The organism is Streptomyces sp. NPDC008238 (assembly GCF_042956445.1).
Classification (GTDB): domain Bacteria; phylum Actinomycetota; class Actinomycetes; order Streptomycetales; family Streptomycetaceae; genus Actinacidiphila.
In genome coordinates, this window is sequence record NZ_JBIBGK010000001.1 from 990,527 (window position 1) to 1,007,758 (window position 17,232).

The 17,232-nt window shown below is 74.8% G+C and carries 12 protein-coding genes; 7 read left to right on the forward strand and 5 right to left on the reverse strand.

What is annotated here, in order from left to right; genetic code table 11:
• Positions 1-23 precede the first annotated feature (23 nt).
• Positions 24-1,124, forward strand: coding sequence for a M20 family metallopeptidase (locus ACFZAU_RS04455; protein WP_500551032.1), 1,101 nt, complete (start codon positions 24-26; stop codon positions 1,122-1,124).
• A gap of 249 nt (positions 1,125-1,373) precedes the next feature.
• Positions 1,374-2,357 carry an aldo/keto reductase gene (locus ACFZAU_RS04460; RefSeq protein WP_500551033.1) on the forward strand — a complete coding sequence of 328 codons (984 nt, stop codon included), beginning with the start codon at positions 1,374-1,376 and terminating at the stop codon, positions 2,355-2,357.
• Between the two features lie 67 nt (positions 2,358-2,424).
• Here the strand turns inward: ACFZAU_RS04460 and ACFZAU_RS04465 are convergent, their stop codons facing one another.
• The gene (locus ACFZAU_RS04465; RefSeq protein WP_500551034.1) at positions 2,425-4,959 is read right to left on the reverse strand and encodes an alkaline phosphatase D family protein; all 2,535 of its coding nucleotides are present in this window, start codon (positions 4,957-4,959) and stop codon (positions 2,425-2,427) included.
• Between the two features lie 462 nt (positions 4,960-5,421).
• On the opposite strand from ACFZAU_RS04465, the gene ACFZAU_RS04470 reads away from it, so the two are divergent.
• The 4 genes from ACFZAU_RS04470 to ACFZAU_RS04485 all read left to right on the forward strand — a co-directional run bounded on the left by ACFZAU_RS04470 (position 5,422) and on the right by ACFZAU_RS04485 (position 11,401).
• Entirely contained in the window at positions 5,422-6,000 is a 579-nt protein-coding gene (locus tag ACFZAU_RS04470; protein ID WP_500551035.1) for a P-loop NTPase family protein, read from the forward strand.
• A 197-nt stretch (positions 6,001-6,197) separates the two neighbouring features.
• Positions 6,198-7,067: a hypothetical protein gene (locus ACFZAU_RS04475; RefSeq protein ID WP_500551036.1), complete on the forward strand. Its 870-nt coding sequence runs from the start codon at positions 6,198-6,200 to the stop codon at positions 7,065-7,067.
• Positions 7,060-9,267, forward strand: coding sequence for a bifunctional serine/threonine-protein kinase/ABC transporter substrate-binding protein (locus tag ACFZAU_RS04480; protein ID WP_500551037.1), 2,208 nt, complete (start codon positions 7,060-7,062; stop codon positions 9,265-9,267). The genes ACFZAU_RS04475 and ACFZAU_RS04480 overlap by 8 nt, the downstream gene beginning before the upstream one ends.
• A 4-nt stretch (positions 9,268-9,271) precedes the next feature.
• The gene (locus ACFZAU_RS04485; protein ID WP_500551038.1) at positions 9,272-11,401 is read left to right on the forward strand and encodes a protein kinase domain-containing protein; all 2,130 of its coding nucleotides are present in this window, start codon (positions 9,272-9,274) and stop codon (positions 11,399-11,401) included.
• A 372-nt stretch (positions 11,402-11,773) separates the two neighbouring features.
• Here the strand turns inward: ACFZAU_RS04485 and ACFZAU_RS04490 are convergent, their stop codons facing one another.
• From ACFZAU_RS04490 to ACFZAU_RS04500, 3 genes are read right to left on the reverse strand one after another with little or no spacing between them, the layout of a single operon-like run.
• Complete coding sequence (locus tag ACFZAU_RS04490; protein ID WP_500551039.1) at positions 11,774-12,565, reverse strand: IclR family transcriptional regulator; 792 nt, start codon at positions 12,563-12,565, stop codon at positions 11,774-11,776.
• Positions 12,566-12,617: 52 nt separating this feature from the next.
• The gene (locus tag ACFZAU_RS04495; protein WP_500551040.1) at positions 12,618-13,559 is read right to left on the reverse strand and encodes a hydroxymethylglutaryl-CoA lyase; all 942 of its coding nucleotides are present in this window, start codon (positions 13,557-13,559) and stop codon (positions 12,618-12,620) included.
• A 1-nt stretch (position 13,560) separates the two neighbouring features.
• Positions 13,561-14,793 (reverse strand): CaiB/BaiF CoA transferase family protein, encoded by a 1,233-nt coding sequence (locus tag ACFZAU_RS04500; RefSeq protein ID WP_500551041.1) that lies wholly within the window; start codon positions 14,791-14,793, stop codon positions 13,561-13,563.
• Between the two features lie 287 nt (positions 14,794-15,080).
• Here ACFZAU_RS04500 and ACFZAU_RS04505 point away from each other — a divergent pair, with 287 nt between their 5' ends.
• Positions 15,081-16,637, forward strand: a complete 1,557-nt coding sequence (locus tag ACFZAU_RS04505) for a GntP family permease (RefSeq protein ID WP_500551042.1) — start codon at positions 15,081-15,083, stop codon at positions 16,635-16,637.
• A 64-nt stretch (positions 16,638-16,701) separates the two neighbouring features.
• On the opposite strand, the gene ACFZAU_RS04510 is transcribed toward ACFZAU_RS04505, so the two are convergent.
• Positions 16,702-17,175, reverse strand: coding sequence for a hypothetical protein (locus ACFZAU_RS04510; RefSeq protein ID WP_500551043.1), 474 nt, complete (start codon positions 17,173-17,175; stop codon positions 16,702-16,704).
• Positions 17,176-17,232 lie beyond the last annotated feature (57 nt).

Sequence of the window (17,232 nt, forward strand, 5' to 3'; positions counted from 1 at the left end):
GGTCCGCTCACTACCCTGACGGCATGACGACACGCAGGACCGGCCCGGTGAGTACCGACGCGATGATCGAGGACCTCAGGACACTCGTCGAGGTCGAGTCGCCGTCGCGCGACGTCGACGCCCTGACGGCGTCGGCCAAGGCCGTCGCCGGGGTCGTCGAGCGGCGCCTCGGCGGCGAGGCGGTGTGTGTGGAGAGTCCCGGCGGGCCGCACGTGCGCTGGTCCGGCGGCGGGGAGCCCCGAGTCCTGCTCCTGGGGCACCACGACACGGTGTTCCCGCTCGGCACCCTCGCACGGCGCCCGTTCACCGTCGCCGGCGGCCGCGCCACCGGCCCCGGCGTCTTCGACATGCTGGGCGGGCTGGTGCAGGCCGTCCACGGCCTGGCGCTGCTGGACGACCGGTCGGGCGTGGAGATCCTGGTGACCTCCGACGAGGAGGTCGGCTCCCCGTACTCACGGGCGCTCATCGAGGAGCGGGCCCTCGCGTGCGGCGCCGTGCTCGTTTTCGAGGGAGCCGCCGACGGCGGGGCCCTCAAGACCGGCCGAAAGGGCTGCGGCTCATTCGAGGTCACCGTCACGGGCCGCGCCTCGCACGCCGGGCTGGAGCCCGAGGCAGGGGTCAACGCCCTGGTCGAGGCGGCCCACCAGGTGCTCGCCGCCGCGGCGCTCGGCCGGCCGGAGGCCGGTACGACCGTCACCCCGACGGTGGCGTCGGCGGGCACGGCCGACAACGTGGTGCCCGCCCGGGCGACCGTCGTCGCCGACGTACGGGTCGCGACGGCCGAGGAGAGGGACCGCGTCGAGGCCGGCTTCGCGGCCCTGGCCCCGCACGTCGCGGGCGCGGCGGTCTCGGTGAGCGGCGGCGTACGGCGGCCCCCGATGCCGGAGTCGGCGTCCGCCGGACTCTTCGCCCTGGCGCGGCGGTTGCTCCCCGGCATCGAGGGCAGGGCGGTGGGCGGCGGCAGCGACGGCAACTTCACCGCCGCGCTGGGCGTGCCGACCCTCGACGGCCTCGGGGCCGTCGGGGGCGGGGCGCACGCCGACCACGAGTACGTCCTCGTCGACGCCATGGCCGAACGGGCGGCGCTCGTCGCGGGCCTGGTGGACGCCATCCGCAACGCGTAGCCGGAGCCTCCCGGTGCCGGGCCCGCGTGCCGAGCGGGCCCGGCTGCCCGGGGTCCTTCCGCGGCCGACGTCACGGAAACCGCGGCTGTCCGGTCCTGGTGGTACGGGCCCACGTGCCGCCGTACGTCATCACCGAACCCGGTGATCCGCCCGGCGGAACGCCGCAGCGGACCGGGCGGACCCGCCCGCGGGCCGCCGTGGCGGTGGGCGTAATGTGACGGACCTGGACAACTGGGAGAGGGATTCTCGATGCGAACGGTGGACCTCGGCAGTCAGGGACTGCGCGTGCCGGTGCAGGGCCTCGGCGCGATGGGGATGAGCGTGGACTACGGGGTGGGCGACGAGCGGGAATCCGTGAGCACGCTCAACCGCGCGGTGGACTTGGGCGTCACGTTCATCGACACGGCCGAGTCCTACGGCCCCTTCGAGAACGAGAAGCTGATCGCCCGCGCCCTCGGGCACCGCCGGGACGAGATCGTCCTGGCGACGAAGTTCGGTCTCGACTTCGCCGACGACGGCACGCCCGGCCCCCTGGACGGGCGGCCGGAGCACGTCCGCCGTGCCGTCGAGCGTTCGCTGCGCCACCTGGGCACGGACGTGATCGACCTCTACTACATGCACCGGATCGATCCCGGCACGCCCGTCGAGGACACGGTCGGCGCGATGGGGGAGCTGGTCGCCGCCGGCAAGGTCCGCTACATCGGGCTGTCCGAGGTCTCCGCGGAGACCATCCGCCGGGCCCACGCCGTGCACCCCCTCACCGCGGTCCAGTCGGAGATGTCACTGTTCACCCAGGACCTGCTGGACAACGGCCGCAAGGCGACGATGGACGAACTGGGCATCGGCCTGGTCGCCTCCTCGCCCATGGGCCGCGGCTTCCTCAGCGGGGCGATCCGCAGCGTCGACGACCTGGCGCCGGACGACGCGCGGCGTGAACTGCCCCGCTTCTCGGCGGAGAACATCGCCGCCAACCTCGTCCTGGTGGAGCGGGTACGGGAGATCGCCGGGGCGCGCGGCGCGACGCCGGCGCAGGTCGCGCTCGCCTGGGTCGACGCGCAGGGGGCCGTCGCCATCCCCGGCACGAAGCGCCGGAAGTACCTCGAGGAGAACGCCGCGGCCGCAGGACTCGTGCTGTCGCAGGACGAGCTCGCCGCCCTCGGCGCCGCCGTGCCGGCCCGGGAGGTGAGCGGCGCGCGCTACACCGCGCGGGCGCTGGAGTCCACCAACCGCTGACCGGCCGTGCGCCGCGGCGGCGCCCCCTGTGACGGGGGACCGCCGCCGCGTCGGCCCGGAGCCCGGGTCAGAGCCCGGCGAGCACCGCGAACGGGTCGGCCGCGCCGCCGTTGTCGACGGCCGCGATCCGGCGGCGCAGCGTGAACGCCGCGCCCGGGTCGATCGTCACCTGACGCTGGGTCATCACCCAGATCCCGCAGGCGTACGCGGTGAAGCCCGGCTCGTCGTAGAGCAGCCCGTACGTCTGGCCGTCGGATCCGGTCATGCCCACCCACGGCGCCGCCGGCTCGAAGTCGGCCGGGGCGGACGCGGTCACGGTGCCGTGCCCGGCGACCCCGCTGCGCTGGCCGGCGCCGTCGTGGTCCAGTACGTCGCCCAGCCAGAAGGTGCGGCCTTGCGTCCCGCGGTTGGTGAAGACGCTCTCCGCGGTGACCCAGGGCTCGCCCTCGCCGATCGTGAAGGTCGTGACCACCTCGACATCGGGGACCTGGGTGGTGGCGCCGGTGGCCCGCGCGGAGGCGACCGGGCCGCCCGCGGAGAGCACCTCCAGGGCGCTGGACCGCACGGTCAGTTGCTGCCAGGCGTTGCTCCCGCGCGGCCGCGCCGTCGAGGCGTACGGCAGGTTCATCCAGTCCAGCTGGTCCAGGTGGCCGACGGCCGCCAGGTCCAGCGGCTTGCCCAGGGTGACCGCGGGCAGCTGGGGGTCCTGGGAGCCCGCCGAAACGGCCAGTGACAGCATGCCGTTGGACAGCGTGACGTCCGTGGCCGCCGCCTGCGACTGCGGACCGGGCACCGGACGACCGGCGCCGGCCCGAACGGCTGCGCGCGTCAGGGCCACGTCGCCCCGGGTCTGCACCCCCGCGCGCACGGTGGCCATGGCGGCCGCCGGTTCGTAGCCGACGCCGTTGACGGCGACCCCGTACTGTCCGGGCGGCGCGAAGGCCAGGTACTCGCCGGTGGTGTCGGTGGTGACGGACGCGAACCGGGTGCCGTCCGCCGCCGTGACCGTCACCTGGACGTTGGCGAGCGGCTTGCCGGTCACCTTGTCGGTGATGCGGCCCACCAGGCCGTCGCCGGCGTCGATCCGCCGGGCCCCGGGGAGCCCGTCGCGCACCTCGAAGGCGGCGATGGTGAAGGCGGGGGAGGCCGCGTCGTCGCCCTTGAGGACGATGCGCAGGTCGGCACGCCAGCGGTCGGGCGTCACGTCGCACATCACGTAGCCGCGGTAGGTGCCGTTGTAGAACTTCACGTGCGGGTTGGCGACGAGACCCGCACGGACGTCGGCGTCCCAGCCGGCGCCGGAGGAGATCGACGTGCCGACGAACTCGGTTGCGACGACGGGGGAGTGGGGGTCGTCGAAGTCGGTCTTGAGGTCGTTGACCCAGTGCGTGTGCCAGTCGCCGCTCAGGACCACCGGGTTGGCGACGTCGTGACCGGCGAGGAAGTCGAGGATGCGGGCACGGGCACCGGCGTAACCGTCCCACTGGTCGAGATTGACGATCTTCCCCGGGCCGAGGTCGTAGTCGAAGGCGGCCATGATGGTCTGCTGGGCGATGACGTTCCACCGCGCCTTGGAGTGGTCCAGATTGCCGAGCAGCCACTTCTCCTGCTCCGGACCGGTCATCGTACGCTCCGGGTTCCAGACCTCGGGTCCCGGCTCCTTGCGTCCGTCCCCGTACGCCTGGTCGGTGCGGTACTGGCGGGTGTCGAGCACGCTGAACTCGGCGAGCTTCCCGAACCGCACCTGACGGTACATCAGGGCATCCGGGCCGGTGGGACGCTGCTCGGGGCGTAGCGGCAGGTGCTCGTAGTACGCCTGGTAGCCGTTGGCTCGGCGCTCCAGGAAGGGCCGGCCGTCGCCTGAGCCGCCGGGCACGTCGGCCGCGTAGTTGTTCTGGACCTCGTGGTCGTCCCAGGTGACGAAGAAGGGGAACCGGGCGTGCGCCGCCCGCAGTTCGGGCGAGGTCTTGTACAGGGCGTGCAGCCGGCGGAACTCGGTGAGGCTGCCGCCCGTGGTCTCGTAGATGTAGTCGCCGAGGTGCAGGACGAAGTCGAGGTCCTGTTCCGCCAGGTCGCGGTAGGCCGGGTAGGCGCCGCCCGTCCACGATTGACACGACACGAACGCGAACCGCATCCGGTCGGCCTTCGCGCCGGGCGGCGGCATGGTCCGGGTGCGGCCGGTGCGGCTGCGGACCTCGCCGTACTGGAAGCGGTACCAGTACCAGCGGTCTGGCGCCAGGTCGTCCACGACGACGTGCACGGTGTGCGCGGACTCCGGCAGCGCCGTCACCGCGCCGCTCGCGACGACCTTCCGGAACGACTCGTCCTTCGCCACCTCCCACCGCACCTCGACGGGCGTCGCGGGCATGCCGCCGGTCTCCGCGTCGAGCGGGTCGGGCACCAGGCGGGTCCACAGCACGACGCTGTGGTGGTCCGGGTCACCGGAGGCGACGCCGAGTGAGAAGGGCGCGGGGTCCAGTTCCGCGGCGCGTGCGGAGAGCGCCTGGGTCAACTGGCCCGCTGCCAGGACGCCGAAGGCGCCGCCCGCGAGGGCGAGGAACCGGCGGCGGTCGAGGGTGCGAAGGGCAGGGCTGGTAGTCACGTCCGAAGATCGTGCAGCAGGCATGCGTCCGGACGGGTGTCGCCGCCGGGAAGGGAGGGTGTCCACCACATGTCGGACGGGTCGGCGATGTGCCTTGACCTGGCATCCTGGAAAGGCGGTTCACCCGTGATTCCCGATCGCGAAGCACCCTGGTCGCCACGCGTTCAGCCGCGGCATCGTCGCGGCGCCGGCCCCGGCTGCTCGATGCGGAACCCGGCGCGCGACTCCGTCGGGACCTGCGGCACCGCCGCCGGCGGCCGGGACCGAGGTCCTGCCGCACGTCGACTGCGCGGCGACGCCCGACCGCAAGGCCGGCAGTCGCGGCCACAGTTCACCGTACTGCTCCGGCCGTGCTGCGGCGGCCCGACCGAGGGCCCGAACGCCCGCGGGTCGTCGCCCGGCCGGCGTGTGGTCGAGGACCTGTGCCGCCGTCGGCACCGACGGCGTTGCTACCGTGGCCGCGTGCCGCTTCTGGGATCCGCCGACCCGCTGCCCCACCGACCGCGGCGGGTGCTGGTCGCAGGCACCTCCGGGGCGGGCAAGACGACGCTCGCCGCGCGTGTCTCCGCCGCGCTGCGGGTGCCGCACGTCGAGATCGACGCGCTCTTCCACGGCCCGGGCTGGACCAGGCGTCCCTCCTTCGAGGCCGACGTCCACCGCTTCAGCGCGGAACCCGGCTGGGTGACGGAGTGGCAGTACGGCTCGGTCCGCGCCCACCTCGCCGCCCGCGCCGACCTGCTGCTCTGGCTGGACCTGCCCCGGCATCGCGTCATGCGCCAGGTCGTACGGCGCACCCTGCTGCGCCGTCTGCGCCGGCAGGCCCTGTGGAACGGCAACATCGAGCCGCCGCTGTGGACGGTGTTCACCGACCGCGAGCACATCGTGCGCTGGGCCTGGAACACCCACGGCGAGTCGGCGGCGCGGGTGCGGCGGCTGCTGCACGACCGGCCGGAACTGACGGTCGTGCGCATCCGGAGCCGGGCCGAGGCTGCCCGCTGGGCCGACGGGCCGCTGCGGGAGTCGGCCGCCACGCTCCCGTAGGGCGGCGCGGCGGCGCGGCGACGGTCGGCGGAGCAGCGGTCACCGGGCTTTCCCAAGTGTCACCGAGCAGTGGCCGACCGGTTACGGTTCGACTCAACTCATGGTCTGGACAAGCCCGTTGGCGCACCATGGCATGTGCACGCGGCAAGCGGCGGGCGGTGTTCGACGAGACGGTGCGACGAATGGGGTGGGTGGGAGTGAGCGCACGCAGACCGGTCCTGCTCGCGGCGGCGGGGGCGCTGCTGCTGGTGGGGTGCACCAGCGAGGGGTCGCCGGGCGAGGGCGCGGCGACGCCGTCGGGCGCGAGCCCGAGCGGGCGCGGCAGCGCGGATCCGGCCCCGTCGGCGTCGGCGTCGGCGGTGAACGACCCGTTCACCCTGGCCGAGAGCGCGGCGCCCAAGACCCGGGCCCAGGCGGCCGCCTTCGTCCGGGGGCTGACCGTGCGGCCGGACTACTTCGGCTCCGGGTACCGCAAGCGCGATCCGTACGAGACCGGGCCGGCCACCTGGACCGTGCTGGGCGAGGACTGCGTGTGGCGCCGCGATCCGCTCGCCGGCTCCGTCCTGGCCAGCCTCACCCGCTCCTTCGTCCGGCCGGACACCGACGGCAAGGGCCCGGTGTACGTGTCCCTGACGGTCACCGTGCACACCTCGGTGGTGGGCGCGCGCCGGGACATGGCGGTGTCGCTGGAGGAACCCCTGCGGTGTCCGAAGCAGCAGCTGACCGCGACCGAGTGGGTCCAGGGCATGACCTCGCGGGGAGACCCGTACGACGAGCAGCGGACCGCCACGTCCGACGACGACCTCGCCGAGTTCGGCGAGTACGTGGTGGAAGGCGACGGGAAGCCGCGCCGCTTCGACTGGTTCAAGCACCGGCTCGGCCCGGTCACGGTGGCCGCGACCGTGCGGCACGCCGCCGGCGCGAGTGAGGCGGAGAAGACGAAGGTCACGCAGGACGCGCTGGAGGGGGTCACCAACATCACCGCCGACATCGACCGGCTCGGTGCCGTCGAGGCCAAGGAGGCCGGGGTGTCCGGCGACGGGACGGAGGGTGCGGGCGATGAGTGAGCCGATGCGTCCCACCGACCCGGCGTCCGTCGGCGGCTTCCGGCTGCTGCGGCGGCTCGGCGCCGGCGGCATGGGCGTGGTGTACCTGGGGCGTTCCGAGGCGGGCGCGCTGGCCGCCGTGAAGGTGATCCGGGCCGAGAGCGCCACGGACGACGGGTTCCGGGCCCGGTTCGCGCGGGAGGCACAGCTCGCGGCGCGCGTGGAGAGCCCCTGGGTGGTGCCCGTGCTCGGTGCGGACGCCACCGCGCACGAGCCGTGGCTGGCGACCGCGTTCGTCCCCGGCCCCTCCCTCGGCGAGGCGGTGGCCGAGCACGGTCCTCTGCCGCCGGCGGCCGTGCGGGTCCTCGGGGCCCTGCTGGCCGAGGCACTGGGCGCCGTGCACGGGGCCGGGCTGGTGCACCGCGACGTCAAGCCCGGCAACGTCCTGCTGGCCGTGAACGGCCCCCGGCTGATCGACTTCGGCATCGCCCGCGCCGCGGACGACACCGCGCTCACCGCCTCGGGCCTGGTGATCGGCACGCCCGGCTTCCTCTCGCCCGAACAGGCCCGCGGCGAACAGGCCGGCCCCGCCGGCGACGTCTTCGCCCTCGGCTGCGTCCTCGCGTACGCGGCCACCGGCCGCCCGCCGTTCGGCACCGGCACCCCCGACGCCCTGCTCTACCGGACCGTCCACGACGAGCCCGGCCTCGACGGCGTCACCGGTGAGCTGCGCGAGGTCCTCGACACATGCCTCGCCAAGGACCCGCAGGACCGGCCCGCCCCGGAGGAGCTGCGGCGGCTGTCCGGGGACGACACCGAGGACGCCGTCCCCGAGGGCGCGGCCGCGTCGCCCCCGGCCTGGCTGCCGGACCCGGTGGCCCGTACGGTGGCCGCGCGCGCCGCGGAGAGCCTCGCGCTGCCGGCCGTCGAACCCACTGTGGTGGACGAGCCCGGTGACATCCCGCCGGCGCCGCACCGGCCGTCGACGTCCCGGCGCCGGCTGCTGGCCGTCGGAGGGGCCCTGCTGCTGGCGGGCGCCGGTTCGGGGGCGGCCCTGTGGGCCGCGGGACGCGACGACGCGGAGGACGAGCCCGGCACGCCCGGCACGCCCACGTACGTGCTCGGCGTGCAGGTCACCCGCGGCGGGCCGGACGCGGCTCTGGCCGGCGCCTGCGAGCGGGCCGCGCGGCTGGCCGCGGCCCAGCACAACGCGGACCCGAAGCGCGCGTTCTCCGTCCGGGTACGCGTCCTCGACGACCGAGGCACCGTCGACCGGGCCACCGCGGTCGCCCACGAATTCGCCGCCGACCGCGAGGTGTTCGCCGTCCTCGGCCCCACCGGCGAGGTGACCCTGCGGGCCGCCGCGCGCGTCTACGCCGCCGCGAAGCTGACGCACGTCTCCAGCACCACCGGGCAGAACGACTACTTCGTGTGGTCCCCGGACGTCACCTTCCAGACCGGCGCACCCCACCAGGCCGAGGGCACCGCCATCGCCTTCAGCGCGCTCGTGACGGGCCGGCTGGGCCGTGCCGGCATCGTCATCGACCGTTCCGGTGGATCCGCCATGCACGACCAGGGCGGCGTCCTGGTGACCCAGTGGCGCGACACCCTCGGGGGCGAGGTGGTGCCCCGTGTCGTCGCGGAGGGCACCGGCGACGCCGTCGGCGCGGTCCGCGAACTGCTCTCCCGCGACCTCGACGCCTTCGTGTACCTCGGTCCCCTGGAGGCGACCGTCGCGGCGGCCCGGCAGCTGGCCCGGGCGGGCTTCACGGGGCGGCGCTGGATGTCCCACCTGCTGTACGGCTCGGACTTCCCGCGCCTGGCCGGCGCGGCGGGCGAGGGCTGGTACGCCGTGACGCCCGCCGTCGACCCGGCCCAGCTCACGACCGAGGAGGCCGGCCGCCTCACCGCCGCCTGGCGGAAGGAGTACGGCGGCACCCCCGAGCCGTACGCCACCGAGGCCTACGACAGCACGCGCATGCTGCTGCAGGAGTTCGCCCGCACGCTGCCCTCCGGAGGCGGGCGCCCCGCCCGGCCCGCGCTCGCCCAGCGGCTGGCCAAGGCGACGTACCACGGCGTCGCGCGCACCTACACTTTCAACGCCTACCACCAGTACGCGATCACGAACGAGACCCTGGGCGGCGAGACGTATGTGCACCAGGTGCACGACGGACGCTTCCGGCAGCTCGGGCCGATCGTGCCGAAGCAGGGGGACCAGTAGGGCCATGGACCGGTTGCTGCCCGCCGACCCGTCGTGGATCGGCGGGCACCGGCTCGTGGCGCGGCTCGGGGCCGGCGGGATGGGCGTCGTCTACCTGGCGCGCTCCCCGCACGGCGCCTGGGTCGCGCTGAAGGTGATCCGCGCCGAATTCGCCGAGGACGCGGGCTTCCTGGCCCGGTTCCGCCGCGAGACGGAGCTGGCGACCCGTCTGTCGAGCCGCTGGACCGTGCCTGTGCTGACGGCCGACGCGGACGCGCGCTCGCCCTGGCTGGCCACCGCCTACGTCCCCGGGCTGCCCCTCAACGAGGCCCTCGCCCTGCACGGGCCGTGGCCGCCGGCGCAGGTCCGCACCCTGGCCGCCGCGCTGGCCGCGGCCCTGGAGGACGTGCACGGCGCCGGCCTCGTCCACCGCGACGTCAAGCCCGCCAACGTGCTGCTCGCCGCCGACGGGCCGCGGCTGATCGACTTCGGCATCGCCCGCGCCGTCGGCGCGACCGCGCTCACCACGGACGGCACCGTCATCGGCTCGCCCGGCTACCTGTCCCCGGAGCAGGCCCGCGGCACGGCCGTCGGGACCGCGAGCGACGTCTTCTCGCTGGGCTGCGTGCTCGCCCACACCGCCACCGGCAGGGCCCCGTTCGGCACCGGGGGAGCCGCCGCGGTCCTGTTCAGGACCGTGCACGAGGAACCCGACCTGACCGGCCTGCCCCACGAACTCGAGGCGCCCCTGCGGGCCTGCCTCGCCAAGGACGCCGGCGGACGCCCCACGGTGACCGAACTGCGCGGCCTCTTCGGTGTGTTCGACCCCGGGTCGTGGCTGCCCGGCGGGCTGCCGGCGGTGGTCGCCGACCGTGCCGGCCGCGTCCTGGACCTGCCGGTGCCCGAACCGACCGAGCTGTCGGCCGCCGGCCTGCCCCTGCCGTCCGCCGTGCCCGCTGTGCCCACCGGACCCCCGGTCTCCCGGCGGCGGCTGCTCGCCGCGTCCGCCGCGCTCGGCGTCGCCGCGGTCGGCGGCGGCACCGCGTGGTGGCGGTGGGGACGGTCCCGCGGGACGGGCGGCACCGGGCGGTCGCTGCCGACCCGCGTCATCGGCCTCCTCGGCGACCGCTCGGCCGCGGCCGTCCTGGCCCAGGAACGCGGGGCGGGCCTCGCGGTGGCCGAGCACAACGCCCGTCCCGACCGGGCCTTCGACCTCGCGCTGCGCACCGCCGACGACGGCGGCACCGCGGAGGGCTCCGCGGCGGCCGCCCGCCGGCTGGCCGCCGACCCCGACGTGCACGCCGTCATCGCGGCGGGCGACAACCGGGCCGTGCCCGCCGCCGTGCCGGTCTGCACCGAGGCCGGCGTCTGCCTGCTGGTGACCCGCGCGGACACCGAGCGGCTCAACGCCGTCAACGCGACGACGGCACTCGTGCTGCGCCCCACCCGCACCGCGGGGCCCGGAGCCGTCGACCGCTACCTCAACCGCGTCGTCCGGCCCCGGCGCACGGTCGTCGTCCACGACCTCGCCGACGAGGAGGAGGGCCGGCCCACTGTCGAGATCGTCACCGTCCACGGCAAACTGGACGGGAAGGTCGACGTGCTGGAGGTCGCCGCCGACGAGGACTTCGACGCCGCCGCGCACGCCATCGCCTCCCGCCCCGACGACGCCGTCCTCTTCGCCGGCGTCACCCCGGCCCGCGCCGCCGCCTGCGCGGAGGCCCTGCGCACCGCCGGTCACCGCGGTGTCCGGGCCTCCGACGAGAACGTGCTGTCCGCGGGCTTCCTCCGCGAGGCCGAGGGCTGGTGGATCAGCACCGCCCGCACCGACGCCGCCGCCGACCCCCGGACCCGGGCGTTCGCCACCGCGTACACCGCCCGCCACCGCACCGCCCCCGGGCCCTGGGCCGCCGAGGCCTACGACGCCGTACGCTTCGCCGCGCACGGCCTCGCCGCGCTCGGCGGCGCGGGCCGCGAGTCCCTGCGTGCGGAACTCCTGCGCGCCCCCTGGCAGGGCATCACCCGCCGGTACAGCTACGAGAGCCAGTCCCAGTTCCTGGAGACCGGCCAGGACGGCGGATGGTTCCTCTTCCACGTCGAGGACGGGCGGGCGCGCTTCGTGTCCCGCCACGACGACATCGGCACGGGCATGTGACGCCCGTGCCTGTTGTTCGGAGCCGTCCCCCGGCGGGCGGTCAGTGCGCGGTGCTGTCCGCGCGGATGCCGGGGCAGGGGCGAGCAGCTGCGTCGGCGCGCCGATGCCGGGTCGAGGACGGGCGGGCACGCTTCGTGTCCCGCCACGACGACATCGGGGGGCACGTGACGCCCGTGCCCGCCGCCGGAGCTGCCCCCCGGCGGGCGGTCAGTGCGCGGTGCCGTCCGCGCGGGTGCGGGGCGGGGGTGAGCTGCTGCGTCGGCGCGGCGATGCCGGGTCGAGGACGGGCGGGCACGCTTCGTGTCCCGCCACGACGACATCGGGGGGCACGTGACGCCCGTGCCCGCCGCCGGAGCTGCCCCCCGCGGGCGGTCAGTGCGCGGTGTCGTCCGCGCGGATGCCCGGGCGGTAGCCGAGGGAGCGGGACGCGTCCTCGGCGGCCTCGACGACGAGGGGGGCGAGCCGGCCCACCTCGGCGGGGGTGAGCCGCTGCGTCGGCGCGCCGATGCCGATGGCGGCCGCCAGCTCGCCCGTGCTGCCGAACACGGGGGCGCTGACGGAGGCCGCGCCGATGTCGCGTTCCTCGAAGGAGGCGGAGTAGCCGTTGCGGCGGATCTCCTCCAACTGGTCGTCCAGCAGGTCGATGTCCACCACGGTCCGCGGGGTGTGCCGGGTCAGGCCGTGGCCCACCGCGTCGCGGCGGGCGATGGGGTCGAAGGCCATGAAGACCTTCCCGGCCGAGCCCGCGTGCAGGGACATCACCATGCCCACCGCGAACATCCGCATCACCACGTGGTGGGCCTCCGCCAGTGACACCACCGTGCGGTGGGCGCCGTCGCGCACGTACAGGCAGGCGGTCTCCCCGGTCCGGTCGCGCAGCCGCCGCAGTGCGGGACGGGTGAGCCTGACCATGTCCAGGCCGAAGGTGCCCGGCGCCGCCCACTGCACGAAGTGCAGCCCGATGCGGTACACGTCCCCGTCGCGGTCGAGGAAGCCCTCCCGCAGCAGGTTGTGCACCAGGCGCTGGCAGGTGCTCGCGGGCAGCCCGGTGGCCCGGGTGATCTCCTGGAGGTTCAGCTCCGGGCGCTCGATGGTGAAGCACTCCAGGATCTGGCGGATCTTCTGCAGCACCAGCAGCGGCGCGGTCCCCGCCTTCTCGCCCATGCGCACCACCGCGTCCTTCCCATCCCCGGCCGGGGGCGTCCCGTACGAGGACTCACCGTACGTCAGCCGGCGCGAGGGCGGTGCGCAGCGGCACCGGCGCGGCCGGCACCGCGGACAGGGCGGAGTCCAGCCGGTGCCCGAGCAGCACCCGCAACTCCTCGCGCACCGCGGTGAGGCGGCGGACGTCGACGCCGGTCGCGACGCCGGCGTGGTGGCAGAGGTTGACCAGGTCGTCCGTCCCCAGGTTCCCCGCGGCGCCGGGCGCGAACGGGCACCCCCCGATCCCGCCGAGTGCCGCGTCGAAGCGCCGCACGCCCAGTCGCAGCGCCTCCCAGACGTCGGCGGACGCCATCCCGTAGGTGTTGTGCAGGTGCAGGCCGAGGGGGAGTTCCGGCAGCGCGTCGCGGACGGCGGTGACGGTCCGCCGGACGTGGCAGGGGCCGGCGGCGCCGATGGTGTCGGCGAGGTGCAGCACGCGGATGCCGAACGCGTCGAGCTGCCGGGCGAGTTCCACCACGGTGCCCGGGTCCGTCTCGCCGTCGAAGGGGCAGACGAAGGCTGTCGCGACGGTGGCCTCCAGCCGTACCCGGTGTGCCTTCAGCACGTCCACGGCGGGCCGCAGGCGCTCCAGTGCCTCGTCTCGCGGCACCCCGGCGTTGGCGCGGCTGTGGCCGTCGCTCGCGGAGACGGTGAGCCGTACGTCGCGTGCCCCGGCCGCGATCGCCCGGCGTGCGCCGCGCTCGTTGAAGACCAGCGTGTGCAGCAGCGCGGACTCCCCGGGTCGCAGCCGCGCCACCAGCCGGTCGGTGTCGGCCAGTTGCGGGACCTTCCCCGGGTGGACGAAGGAGCCGATCTCCAGCGAGGTCAGCCCCGCTTCCAGTAGCCCGTAGGCCAGCCGCAGCTTGTCCGCGAGGGGCAGCACGGCGGCCTCGTTCTGCAGCCCGTCGCGGAGCATGACGTCGGTGATCACCACCTGGTCGGGCAGGGCGGTCACGTCACACCACCCCCCGGGCCCGCAGGCCGGCGCGGCGGTCCGCCCCGATGCCCAGTTCGGCGAGGACGGCGTCGGTGTGCTCGCCCAGGTCCGGGCCGAGCCAGCGCGTGCCGCCGGGCGCCTCGGCCAGCTTGGGGACGACGCCGGGGAAGGCCACGTCCTGGTCCCACCCCGGGGCGATGGCCACGCGGTGCCGTTCGAGCATGCCGCGTGCCGCGAAGTGCGGGTCATCGGCGATCTCGGCCGCGGTGTAGATCGGGCCGGCCGGGATCTCGCCCTCCTCCAGCAGCTTCACGACCTCCTCGTACGGCAGCCCGCTGGTCCACGCCGCTATCGCGTCGTCCAGTTCGGCGGCGTGCCGCACCCGGCCCGCGTTGTCGGCCAGCCGCGGGTCGTCGGCCAGTTCCGGACGGCCGATGACGGCCGCCAGGCGCTTGAAGACGGCGTCGCCGTTGCCGCTGATCACCACGGACACCCCGTCCCGGCACGCGTAGGTGTTGGACGGCGCGGCGCCGGGCAGGGCGCCGCCGGCGCGTTCGCGTTCGACGCCGAAGGCGTCGTGGTCGGGGGTCAGGGACTCCATCAGGGAGTACACCGCCTCATACAGGGCCACGTCGACGACCTCCCCGCGCCCGGTCGCGGCGCGGCGGTGGAGCGCGGCGAGGGCGCCGATCACGGCGTACAGGCCGGCCACCGAGTCGGCGAGGCTGATGCCCACCCGGGTGGGGGGACGGTCGGGGTCGCCGGTGAGGTGGCGCAGTCCGCCGACGGCCTCGGCCACGCCGCCGAAGCCCGGCCGGTCGCGGTAGGGCCCGGTCTGCCCGTAGCCGGAGATCCGCACGAGGACCACCGAGGGGTTGACCTCGCGCATGCGTTCCGGGCCGAGGCCCCAGCGCTCCAGGGTGCCCGGCCGGAAGTTCTCCAGCACCACGTCGGTGCGCCGGATCAAGGCCAGGGCCAGGTCCCGGCCCTCCGGGCGCCGCAGGTCCAGCGTGAGGGAGCGCTTGTTGCGGTTCATCGCGCGGAAGAGCAGGGAGGTGTCGCCCCCGTGCAGCCGCCAGCGGCGCAGTTCGTCCCCGACGCGCGGCCGTTCGACCTTGACGACGTCGGCGCCGAAGTCCGCCATGAGGCGGCCGGCGGAGGGAGCGGCGATGAAATTGCCCAGCTCCAGGACTCGCAACCCGGTGAGAGGACCGGACGGCGCTCGGCTGTCCGGCGCGAAGGGTTCGGGCATCTGCCATCACCTCGCTGACCCATATCGTGATGTCTCATTCCATGATGTGGGGCAAGCGGGACTGCGTCAATAAGTCCTATATGTTCCTCTCGATAGGTGAGACGTGCTCTTTTACCCGCGTGGTGAGTGCGGGTGTCGCATGCGTGTGCAGGTGCCGGAGCGGCGGAGTACCCTCATGATGAGTTGCCGTCTCACTCAGAGCCGGTCCTGGACGAGCCCGCTTCCGCACCGCGATGGGGCGCCTGCCCGTACTCGCCTCCCGGCGCCGTGTGTGCAAGGGAGCGCGGATGTCCGAAGTCCCCGTACTGGCCAACACCGCCGTGGCGATCGTCGGCATCGTCGCGCTGATCGTCCGCTTCCGTGTGAACCCGGTGATCTCCCTGGTGGTGGGGTCGCTCTACCTCGGCCTCGCGACCGGCCTCGGGGTGACCCGGACGATCAGGACCATCACCACCGGCTTCGGCGACATCATGGCGGAGGTCGGTCTGCTGATCGCCTTCGGCGTCCTCATGGGCGCGGTCCTCCAGGAGATGGGCGCCGTCGAGCAGCTCGTCGACCGCCTTCTGCGCGTCTTCGGCCCACGGCGCTTCCCGCACTCCATGGCGCTCACCATCGGCACCCTGCTGCAGGCCATCTACCTGGACGTGCTCCTGGTCATCTGCGCGCCGCTGGCCCGTACCGCCTCCCGCAGGCTCGGTCCGCTCGGTTCCGCCCGCATGGGAGCCGCCCTGGCGATCGGCCTCGAGAGCGGCATCGTCCTCATGGTGCCCGGTGTCGGCGCGCTGGCCCTGGCGGCGCTGCTGCACGTACCCCTGGGCACGATGCTGCTGTGGGGGCTGGTGCTGATCGTCCCCACCGTCCTCGTGTCGGTGACGATCATGTCCTTCCTGTTCCGGCGGGGGCTCTGGAACAGCGCCACCGACGAGGACGCCGCCGTCGGCGCCGGTACGGGGACGGGTGCCGGGACGGAGACCGCGCGGCCGGCGAACGAGCCGGAGCCGGAGTCCGAGCCGGAGCCGGGGACGGCGCGTCCGGCTGAAGCGGCGCGGGTCCGCCCCGTCCCGGTCGTCGCCGTGGCCGGTGCCCCCGCCCCAGCACGAGCGCGCCCCGGGACCGGCCGCCTCCTGAGGCACCGTCCCGCCCCGGGGCCGCGGACGGCACCCGTGGCCGGCCCGCCCCCGGCCGGCGCAGGGAGGGAGTCGAGCCTGCTCGTACGGTTCGCCCCGCTCGTGACCGCCCTGCTGCTGATCGGCGGCGGCGCGGTCGCCCAGGCCACCCACACCCGCAGCCCGGTGCTGACCTTCGTCTCCAGCCCGGTGGTGGCGCTGCTCACCGGGCTCGCCGGAACGCTGCTCGTCGCACGGTTCACCGTCGGCCGCGAACGCGTGGAACGCGCCCTCGTCCGCGGCTTCAAGGACAGCGGCCAGATCCTCGTCCTGACCGCGGTGGGCGGCTCGCTCGCCGCCGTCGTGGCCGCGTCCGGCCTCGGCGGCATCCTGCGCGGCTCCTTCACCACCGGCGGTCACATCGCACCGCTGCTGCTGGTCTGGGCCGTCGCCGCCGCGCTCCACCTCGCCGTCGGCTCGGTGACCATCTCCGCCATCACCACGGCCGGCGTCCTCGCCCCCGTCGCCCACGGCCTCGGCATCGAACCGGTGCTGGTCGCGCTGGCCATCGGCGCGGGGTCGCTGTTAGCGGTGCACGTCACGAGCAACACCTTCTGGCTGCTCCAGTCCCTGATGGGCCAGACCACCCGCGGCACGCTCAAGAACTGCACGCTCGGCGTCTCCGTCGCGTCGGTCGTCGCCCTCCTGCTGCTCCTGCCGATGTCGTTGTTCCTGTGAACCCCGGCGTCAGGCCGTCAGAACCGCCAGGGGGGCGCGGGCGGCGGCGCGGAACTCCTCGTCGTCACGGATCATGTCGACCTGGACGCCCGCTCCCACGATGCGCCGCGGCCTCCGGCCCGCACCGGGCGACCACCCACGCCGCCCACCGCCGGCTCTCGGCGTCGTCGTCCGACAACAGGGGGAGCAGCAGAGGAAGTTGCTCGACGACGGCGGCATGCGCGGCGCCGGGCCGTTCCGGATCGTACTCGTCCGCGCTCTCGGCCACCGCGCCCACCATGCACAGCAACTCCGCGCGCCGCACACCCGCCACGGCGAGACGCACCAGGAAGGGCACGGCCGGCACCGTCGCCCGGTACACCGTGCCCTGGTGCACGAGGCTGTCCCACAGCTCCTCCGCGGCCTCGTCCGCGGTCTCCTGGTCCGCGGACGTCAACGCCCGCAGCAGGCCGGGGACGTCTTCGGCGGGGCCGAAGGCGTGGTGCAGCTCCGGCCAGGCGATCCGGTCCAGGCCGGCGAAGACGGTGTCGTGGTCCATGGCCGGGATCCTGTCACGCGGGTCCGACAACGGCGGGCCCAGGCGGGGGAACACGAC